This is a genomic window from Sulfurivirga sp. (assembly GCF_015490265.1).
In the GTDB taxonomy this organism is placed as follows: Bacteria; Pseudomonadota; Gammaproteobacteria; order Thiomicrospirales; family Thiomicrospiraceae; genus Sulfurivirga.
Map to the genome: position 1 here is coordinate 1 of NZ_WFYD01000067.1, position 9,767 is coordinate 9,767.

General features: G+C 61.3%; 6 protein-coding genes. 2 read left to right on the forward strand and 4 right to left on the reverse strand.

The window, feature by feature from the left end; all coding sequences use genetic code 11:
• A partial coding sequence (gene purB / locus F8K16_RS04995) for an adenylosuccinate lyase (protein ID WP_294947792.1) occupies positions 1 to 1,279 on the reverse strand: 1,279 nt, incomplete at its 3' end.
• Between the two features lie 80 nt (positions 1,280 to 1,359).
• Here purB and acnB point away from each other — a divergent pair.
• Positions 1,360 to 3,963: a bifunctional aconitate hydratase 2/2-methylisocitrate dehydratase gene (acnB, locus tag F8K16_RS05000; RefSeq protein ID WP_294947793.1), complete on the forward strand. Its 2,604-nt coding sequence runs from the start codon at positions 1,360 to 1,362 to the stop codon at positions 3,961 to 3,963.
• A gap of 108 nt (positions 3,964 to 4,071) precedes the next feature.
• Here the strand turns inward: acnB and F8K16_RS05005 are convergent, their stop codons facing one another.
• The 3 genes from F8K16_RS05005 to F8K16_RS05015 all read right to left on the reverse strand — a co-directional run bounded on the left by F8K16_RS05005 (position 4,072) and on the right by F8K16_RS05015 (position 8,148).
• Positions 4,072 to 6,273 carry a methyl-accepting chemotaxis protein gene (locus F8K16_RS05005; protein WP_294947795.1) on the reverse strand — a complete coding sequence of 734 codons (2,202 nt, stop codon included), beginning with the start codon at positions 6,271 to 6,273 and terminating at the stop codon, positions 4,072 to 4,074.
• Between the two features lie 74 nt (positions 6,274 to 6,347).
• Complete coding sequence (locus F8K16_RS05010) at positions 6,348 to 7,286, reverse strand: S49 family peptidase (protein ID WP_294947797.1); 939 nt, start codon at positions 7,284 to 7,286, stop codon at positions 6,348 to 6,350.
• 73 nt (positions 7,287 to 7,359) lie between these two features.
• Positions 7,360 to 8,148 carry an enoyl-ACP reductase gene (locus tag F8K16_RS05015; protein ID WP_294947800.1) on the reverse strand — a complete coding sequence of 263 codons (789 nt, stop codon included), beginning with the start codon at positions 8,146 to 8,148 and terminating at the stop codon, positions 7,360 to 7,362.
• 55 nt (positions 8,149 to 8,203) lie between these two features.
• On the opposite strand from F8K16_RS05015, the gene F8K16_RS05020 reads away from it, so the two are divergent.
• Positions 8,204 to 9,767 (forward strand): ABC transporter substrate-binding protein (locus F8K16_RS05020; RefSeq protein ID WP_294947803.1); only part of this gene is annotated, 1,564 nt, incomplete at its 3' end.

The following is a 9,767-nucleotide window of genomic DNA, read 5'->3' on the forward strand; positions in this document are numbered from 1 at the left end:
TATCGACGAAGTTCTGCATGATCTCCCGGTCCACACGGCGACCGCGGGTCAGCTCTTTCAGTTTTTCATACGGTTCCGGAATACCATAGCGACGCATGACGGTCTGAATCGGTTCGGCCAGCACCTCCCAGTTCTCGTCCAGATCGGCCCGCAGGCGTTCTTCGTTGACCTCCAGCTTGCCCAGTCCCTTCATGGTGGCCTTGAGGGCGATGAGGGTGTGAGCCACGCCCACACCCAGATTGCGCAGCACGGTGGAATCGGTCAGATCCCGCTGCCAGCGGCTGATGGGCAGCTTCTGCGCCAGGTGGTCGAAGAGGGCGTTGGCCAATCCCAGGTTGCCTTCGGAGTTTTCGAAGTCGATAGGGTTGACCTTGTGGGGCATGGTGGAGGAGCCGATCTCGCCGGCCACCGTCTTCTGCTTAAAGAAGCCCAGCGAGATGTAGCCCCACACGTCCCGGTCGAAGTCGATCAGAATGGTGTTGTAGCGGATCAGGGTGTGGAAGAACTCGGCGATCCAGTCGTGCGGCTCGATCTGGATGGTGTAGGGGTTCCACGCCAGTCCCAGCGAGCGTACGAACTGCTCTGACAGCTCATACCAGTTGATGTCCGGATAGGCGGACAGGTGGGCGTTGTAGTTGCCGGTGGCCCCATTGATCTTGCCCATGATCTGCACGTCCCGCAGCTGCTTCGCCTGCCGAGCGAGACGGTATGCTACATTGGCGAACTCCTTGCCCACCGTGGTGGGGGAGGCGGGCTGGCCGTGGGTGCGGGAGAGCATGGGGATGTCGGCCATCGCCTCAGCCATGTCCGCGAGGGTGTCCACCAGGGTGTCCATCTGCGGCACCAGCACCTTTTCGCGCGCTTCCTTGAGCATCAGCGCATAGGAGAGATTGTTGATGTCCTCACTGGTGCAGGCGAAGTGGACGAACTCCTTGATGGCGTCCAGTTCGGCGTTGCCGCTCAGGTGCTCCTTGATGAAGTATTCCACCGCCTTGACGTCATGGTTGGTGGTGCGTTCGATCTCCTTGACCCGGGCGGCCATCTCTTCATTGAAGCCATCCACCAGCATGTTGAGGTGGTTGATGGCTTCGTTGGAAAGTTTCGGCACTTCGGGGATGCCGGGGTGGTTGGCCAGCAGTTTCAGCCAGGCCACTTCCACCTGCACCCGATATCTGATCAGGCCGTATTCGCTGAAGATTTCGCGCAGTTCGGCCGTCTGGCGGGCGTAACGACCGTCAACGGGCGAGATGGCGGTCAGAGAGGACAGTTCAAGGCTCATGGGGCTCCCCCTGGGTCGAATAATTTTGATCCGTGGTATTATAACCGGCTTAGGTTTCAACTACGGGGAGTCCATAGTCCATGTCATTTCTACAGCAATATCGTGCCCATGTGGAAGAGCGGGCCAGAGACGGCCTGCCGCCGCTGCCGCTGAATGCGGAGCAGACCGCGGCGCTGATCGAGCTGATCAAGAACCCGCCGGCAGGTGAGGAAGACTTTCTGATCGACCTGCTGGAAAACCGTGTGCCGCCGGGCGTGGACGAGGCCTCCTATGTCAAGGCCAGCTTCCTGGCCGATGTGGCCAAGGGCAATGTCAAGGTGGAGCTGATCTCGCCCGAGCGGGCCACTTTCCTGCTGGGTACCATGCTGGGCGGCTACAACGTGCAGCCGCTGATCGAGCTTCTGGATTCCGACAATGAAAAAGTGGCGGAAGAGGCGGTCAAGGCGCTGTCAAAAACCCTGCTGGTGTATGACGCCTACCATGATGTGAAGGAGAAGGCCGAGGCCGGCAACGCCCGGGCCCAACAGGTGATGGACAGCTGGGCCGAGGCAGAGTGGTTCAAGCAGAAGGAACCCCTGCCGGAGAAGATCACCGTCACCGTTTTCAAGGTGGATGGCGAGACCAACACCGATGATCTGTCCCCGGCCACCGCCGCCTGGTCCCGTCCGGACATTCCGCTGCACGCCAAGGAAATGCTCAAGGCCAAGATGCCCGATGTGGAGGAGCGCATCGCCGAGCTGAAGAAGAAGGGCCATCCGCTGGCGTTCGTGGGCGATGTGGTGGGTACCGGCTCCTCGCGCAAGTCCGCCATGAACTCCATCATGTGGCACTTCGGCAAGGACATTCCCTACGTGCCCAACAAGCGCCAGGGCGGCGTGGTGCTGGGCGGCAAGATCGCGCCCATCTTCTTCAACACCGCCGAGGACTCCGGCGCGCTGCCCATCGAGTGCGACGTCACCCGGATGAACATGGGCGATGTCATTCATATCTACCCCTATGAGGGCAAGATTGAGAATGAGGCCGGCGAGGTCATCAGCACTTTTGAACTCAAGCCGGTCACCATGCCGGACGAAGTGCGCGCCGGTGGCCGCATTCCGCTGATCATCGGCCGTGGCCTCACCGACAAGGCCCGCCGCGATCTGGGGTTGGATGTCTCCGATGTGTTCATCCGTCCGCAGGACACCTCCGGCTCCACCAAAGGCTATACGCTGGCGCAGAAGATCGTCGGCCGCGCCTGCGGTATCGAGGGGGTGCGTCCGGGCATGTACTGCGAGCCGCACATGACCACCGTCGGCTCTCAGGACACCACCGGCGCAATGACCCGGGACGAGCTGAAGGAGCTGGCCTGTCTCGGTTTCAGCGCCGATTTCGTATTGCAGTCCTTCTGCCACACCGCCGCCTATCCCAAGCCGGTGGACATCAAGCTGCAGCATGAGCTGCCGGATTTCATCATCAGCCGTGGCGGTGTCTCCCTGCGCCCTGGCGACGGGGTGATCCACTCATGGCTCAACCGCATGCTGCTGCCCGACACCGTGGGTACCGGCGGTGACTCCCACACCCGTTTCCCCATCGGCATTTCCTTCCCGGCCGGCTCCGGTCTGGTGGCCTTTGCCGCCACGCTGGGCGTGATGCCGCTGACTATGCCGGAATCCGTGCTGGTGCGCTTCAAGGGCGAGATGCAGCCGGGCATCACCCTGCGGGATCTGGTCAACGCCATCCCGTATGTGGCCATCCAGAAAGGCCTGCTGACGGTGGAGAAGAAGGGCAAGAAGAATGTCTTCAACGGTCGTGTGCTGGAGATCGAAGGTCTGGAGCACCTGACCGTGGAGCAGGCGTTCGAACTGTCCGATGCCTCCGCCGAGCGTTCCGCCAACGGCTGCACCGTCAAGCTGGGCAAGGAGCCGATCATCGAGTTCCTCAAGTCCAACATTGCGCTGATCGACTGGATGATCGAAAACGGTTATCAGGACGCGCGCACCCTGGCGCGTCGCCGTGACGCCATGAAGGCGTGGATCGAGAATCCGGAGCTGCTGGAGGCGGACAGGGACGCAGAATACGCCGAGGTGATCGAGATCGACCTGAACGAGATCACCGAACCGCTGTTGGCATGCCCCAACGATCCGGACGACATCAAGCCGTTGTCCGAAGTGGCCAACACCCATATCGACGAGGTGTTCATCGGCTCGTGCATGACCAACATCGGCCACTACCGCGCCGCGGGCAAAGTGCTGGAGAAGTTCAACGGTCAGTTGCCGGTGCGCCTGTGGATCGCGCCGCCCACCAAGATGGACGAGCACCAGCTGATCGAGGAGGGCTACTACGCCACCTTCGGCCGTGTGGGCGCGCGCACCGAGATGCCCGGCTGCTCCCTGTGCATGGGCAACCAGGCGCGGGTGGCCGACGGTGCTACGGTGATGTCCACATCAACCCGCAACTTCCCCAACCGCATGGGCAAGGACGCCAATGTGTTCCTTGGTTCGGCGGAGCTGTCCGCCATCACCGCCATTCTGGGCCGCCTGCCCACGGTGGAGGAGTACATGGAACACATGAAGGACATCAACGCCATGGCCGGCGAGATCTACCGCTATCTGCAGTTCGATCAGATGCCGGAATACAAGGTGTGCCAGCCCAAGTCCATTGACGAGATTCAGGTGGTCACCTACTCACAGGCGCATGCCTGCTGAGCCCGCCTGAATCCGGGTATGAAAAAGGCCGCACATCCGTGCGGCCTTTTTTGTTGCCTTGAAAATGATAGGGCAGAGCGCGGGTCGCCCTGCATGCCTGTACAGAAATCAGGCGTTGTCTTCCGCTTCCTCGCGGGCGTTTGCCAGCGCCTGTTCTTCCTGCTCCACCATGCGCTTGGCTTCCGCCAGCAGCTGGTTGAGTTGCTTGAACAGCTCCTGGCTGGCTTCTTCTGCCTGGCCCATGTGCTCAACCACGGCATCTGCGTTGTCGACGCAGTTGTTGTCATCAATGCAGCGCAGCGCGGCCAGCACATGCTCGTGCACCTTGCGGTGTGGCGGCTCGATGTTGCCATAGCTGGGCACGTGGCTCAGGTGTTTGCGGCCTTCGCCTTCGTCATACCACTTGCCGAGGCGGCAGCTGTGGTGATCGCCGAACTGCGCCTTGCGTTCGCCATCGAAGAGGGAGTGATAGGCATTGCCCTTGAACATGATGTGATCCAGCTTGGCGAGGTTGGCGAACATCTCGTAGGCGATCTCCTGGTTCTCGGTGCGGATATGCCGTGCGTTGTCGATCAGGCGGTTGAGCACCTGACGGAACTCGTTGAGCCGCTCAATGGTGGCGCTGGCATGCTCGGCATTCTCGCGCCCGCTGCGCACCATGATCTCGCTGGAGCGCTTCAGCTCCTCGATGTTGCGCTCCACTTCCTCGGCCGCCTGCTGGGTGCGGTTGGCCAGTGAGCGCACCTCGTCGGCCACCACGGCGAAGCCACGACCGTGCTCGCCGGCTCGAGCCGCCTCGATGGCGGCGTTGAGCGCCAGCAGGTTGGTCTGTTCGGAAATGTCCTTGATCAGCGTCATCACGTCGCTGATCTCGTTGACCGCCTTGTCCAGCTGCTCTGCCTGCTGTTCGCTGTGCTCGGCCTGGTGCTTCATCTTGTCCACCACGCTGATCACTTCGCGGGTGTTCTGACGCACCTGATCGATGACCTTACCGGTTTCGCTGTTGAGCTCGTTGACCTCGTTGATGGTCTCGATGTTGTTGGCCATGGAGCCCTGCACGTCCTTGGCGTTGTGGATCAGGCCATTGATGAGCAGGCCGGCCAGACGCACCAGCAGATTGCTCTTCTGCATGTTGCGCTCGGCTTCCGCCTTGGCTCGGCGAGCGGCTTCGGCTTCTTGCTGCGCCTCCTTGGCCAGACCTTCAACCCGTTCGATGAACTTGTTGAAGTTGGCCTGTGCGCGGCCGATCTCATCCCGGCTCTTGACGGCCAAGCGTCGGCCGAACTGGATCTCGCCGTTGGCCAGATCGGCGGCGGTGCGGTCAAGCTCGATCACCGGCTTGACGATGGCCACGCGGGCGATCAGCAGCACGAAAATGAGCGAGAGCACATCGGTGATGCCGAAGATGCCCAGCTGAGTCAGCAGGGCGTCTTCCGCATCCTGCACCAGTCCTTTGGCCTGTTCGACGGTTTCGGCGATCAGGATGACGCCCACCTCATTGCCGGCAAAATCCTTGAGTGGATAGGTGCGTGTGATGTACTGATCGGTTTCGAGGTGGGTACTGCCCGGCTTGAAGGTCTGCCTGAGGGTCTGAAGCAGGTCGGCCGGTGCCAGAGCAGGGTCGGAGGCCAGCACCATGCCGCCCACACGCGGGGCGCTCTGCAGCGCGGTGGCGACAGAGAGCAGCTCCGGCTTCATCAGCACCAGCATGTCATAGTGGTTGTGCTCCCGGGCGTATTTGATCAGGTTGTTGAAACTGGAGATGACCTCCACGGAGCCCAGATAATTACCGTCCAGATCCTTCACAGGCGCCAGGCCACGCAGCACCAGGCCCACCCGTCCGGTTTCAATACCCGCCAGCGGCTTCCCGGTGCGGCGGACCTGATTGATGGTGTGGCGGAAGCCTGAGAGATCATCCCCGTGTTTGCCCGGTTTCCATTGGCGCACGAAGCTGTGCACATTCGCCGTGTGCACATGCACCTTGAGGCCTTTCTGCTGGGAATACTGATTGAGCTCAGCCAGCACGCGGTTGAGTCCCTGCAGGGTCAGGTTGCGGTCATTCAGGCGCAGGCCTTCCACCACATAGCGGTTGTCCGCCAGCAGAATAGCCTGGGAGAGCAGCTGGTCCTTCTTGTTGCGCAGCTGCTCATCCACGAACTGCTCCATCAGCTTTTCGGATTTCTGCTCCGCTTGCTTGTCCAGCTGGTGCACGGCGTAGAAGTAGTGGGACAGAATGATGAGAAAGCCGATTACCAGCGAGGCCAGCAGCGGAATGTGCAGCTTGTTGGTAATGGACAGATTCTTGAACATGTTGACTCCCAGTCAGTTGAGTGTTCCGGGCGGATGCCCGCTTTTTCACGCAAACACAGCAGGAACCGTGCCATTTACTTGAGTTCCAGCGCGTGCAGCATGCTTCTGAATGCGGTCTGGCTGTCCATGTCTTCCAGCAGCTGCTGAATCAGCGGTTTGTCAGACTCAATCACATGGGTGTGTTTGAGCTTGAGCAGGTCTTCGGCCACATGACGGGTGTCGCCCAGTCCGTCGATCAGCCCCTTCTGCTTCGCTTCCCCGGCAAGCCACACCATGCCGGTATAGAGCATGGGGTCACGCTCATCCAGCTTGTCGCCACGGCCCTGTCGCACGGCATTGATAAAGTTTTCATGGGTCTTTTCAAGCACATGCTGGCGGAAATATTCCCGCCCCTCGCGGTCTTCCGGTCCGAAGGGGTTGATGAAGGCCTTGTGCTCGCCGGCATACATGGAACGGTTTTCGATGCCCAGCTTCTTCATCAGGCCGGTAAAGCCGAAGGTGTCCAGCCGCACGCCGATGGAGCCGACGATGGAGTTCTCGTTGGCGTAGATCTTGTCCGCCGCCACGGCCACGTAGTAGCAGCCGGAGGCGCACATGTCCTGCACCGTAACATAGACCGGCTTGCGGGTCTGCTTCTTGAGCCGCAGGATTTCGTCATGGATGAGCGCCGCCTGTACCGGTGAGCCACCGGGAGAGTTGGCTTCGATGATGATGGCCTTGGCCATCTTGTCGGAAAAGGCCTCGCGCAGCAGCGGCATCAGTTTGTTGGCGCTGGCTTCCGAATCGGGCATGATGGCGCCGTTGAGGCGGATGATTGCCGCGTAGGGCTGGCCGGCGGCCAGGGTCTCCAGTTTGTCCAGATCCCGCGCGTTCTTGATGGTCAGCGCGATGATGACGACCAGATAGAGCGTGATGATGATGTAGAGCAGGTTCTTCCAGCGCCGGCTGGCGCGGTCCTGTCTGAGCCATTTTTCCAGCGCATCCACCAGACGCTGTTCAGTGGTGGGTTCCATCTTCTTTCTCCTCTGACTGCATGAAAAAACGCGCCCTCAGGCGCGCTTTTTCAGTTCGGTGCTGATGGCGTGATCATTTGGAGGCGGTGATATTGTAGCCGCCGTCCACATAGGTGATCTCGCCGGTGATGCCGGAGGCCAGATCGGAGCAGAGGAAGGCGGCGGCGTTGCCCACTTCCTCGATGGTGACGTTGCGGCGCAGCGGTGTGGCCTTGGCAGCTTCCTCCAGCATGGAGCGGAAATCCTTGATGCCGGAGGCGGCCAGGGTGCGGATGGGACCGGCAGAGACGGCGTTGACACGGATGCCGTCCTGACCCAGATCGGCGGCCAGATAGCGCACGCAGGCTTCCAGTGAAGCCTTGGCCACGCCCATGACGTTGTAGTTGGGCACGGCACGCTCGGCGCCCAGATAGGAGACGGTGATCAGCGCGCCATTGCGGCCCTTCATCATCTCATAGCCGGCCTTGGCCAGAGCGACGAAGGAGTAGGCGCTCACGTCATGGGCGATCATGAAGCCCTCGCGGGTGGAGGCTTCGATGAAGCGGCCCTCCAGCTCGGAGCGGGGGGCGAAGGCCACGGAGTGGACGATGATGTCCAGACCGTCCGGCCAGTGCTTCTTCAGTTCGGTGAAAACGGCCTCGATCTCTTCGTCATTGCGCACGTTGAGCGGCAGCACGATGTCGGAGCCCAGCTCCTGGGCCACCTTGCGCACACGGCTTTCGAACTTGTCGGCAAAGTCGCTCTGATAGGTGAAGGCCAGCTCGGCGCCCTGTTCGCGCATCTGTCTGGCAATGCCATAGGCGATGGACTTGTTGTTGGCCACCCCGACGATCAGGGCGCGCTTGCCTGTGAGAAATCCCATGCTTGCTCCTCCGTGTTTCAGATGTGAATCATCGCATTATCCTATAATTGCCGGCATGTTGCGAGCTGTCGTCCTGCTGCTGGCGCTGCTGCTGAGCGCCTGTCAGGCTCCCTGGAACGATCCCTATCCCGCCGGCACCACCGGGAAGAACCTGCTGTTGCGCGCCTTTTCGGCGCCGCCGAAGCATCTGGACCCCGTGGTCTCCTACAGCGCCAACGAGTGGGGCATCATCAGCCAGATCTATGAACCGCCTTTGCAGTATGCCTACCTGAAACGGCCCTATGCGCTGGAACCGCTGACGCTCACCGGCATGCCGACAGTGCGCTGGCTGGATGAGGCGGGCAGGCCGACCACGCGCGAGCGGGCGGTGTTCAGTGAATATGTGCTCCATCTGCGCCATGACATCCGTTATCAGCCGCACCCGGCCTTTGTTGCCGGCAACCGGCACCTGCCGGCGGAAAAGATTGCCGCCCTTGAGACGCCCTATGACCTGCCGCAGCAGGCCAGCCGCTCTCTGTCGGCGCAGGACTATGTCTACGCCATCAAACGCATGGGGGTGCGCGCCTATCAGTCGCCGGTGCTGGATGTGCTGGCAGGACGCATCGTCGGCCTGAAGGCATACAGCAGCAAGGTGTCCCGGGATTATGAAAAATGGAAGAAAACCCATCCGGATGGCGGTTTCTTCGACCTGCGGCCCTACGCCATCGAAGGGGTGCGCGCGCCGGATGAGCACACGCTGATCATTCGCCTGAAGGGACGCTACCCGCAGTTTCTCTACTGGCTGAGCATGAACTTTTTCGCCCCCGTGCCGTGGGAGGTGGATGCCTTCTACAGCCAGCCGGGCATGAAGGAGAGGAACCTGACGCTGGACCAGTGGCCGGTGGGCACTGGACCCTACATGCTGGTGGAGAACAATCCCAACTTCCGCATGCGTCTGGTGCGCAACCCCAATTTTCATCGGGAACGCTATCCGTGCACGGCTTCTGCCGACGTGCCCCGGACGCTGCTGGCCGACTGCGGCAGGCCGCTGCCGCTGACCGACGGTGTGCTCTACACGCTGGAGAAGGAGAGCGTGCCCTACTGGAACAAGTTTCTGCAGGGGTACTATGACGCTTCCGGTGTGTCATCCGATGCCTTTGACCAGGCGGTGCAGCTCTCCTCCACGGGGGAAATCGGCCTGACGCCGGCCATGCGGGAGAAGGGGATCCGTTTTCTCGGCGGCGTGCAGCCGACCATCATGTACTTCGGCTTCAACATGCTGGATCCGGTTGTGGGCGGGCTGGATGAAAGACACCGCAAGCTCAGGCAGGCCATCAGCATCGCGGTCAACATGGAGGAGTACATTGCGCTGTTTCTCAATGGCCGCGGCGTGGCGGCGCAGGAGCCGATCCCGCCCGGCATCTTCGGTTACCAGCCGCCGCCGGCAGGCATCAACCCTTATGTGTATGAGCTGAAGGATGGCCAGCTCCGGCGCAGGCCGCTGGCGGTGGCAAAACGGCTGCTGGCCGAGGCGGGCTATCCGGATGGCGTCGATCCTAAGACCGGTCATCCGCTGAAGATCTACTTCGAGGCGGTGGGTGGCAGCCCGGACGACAAGGCGCGGCTGGACTGGTTGCGCA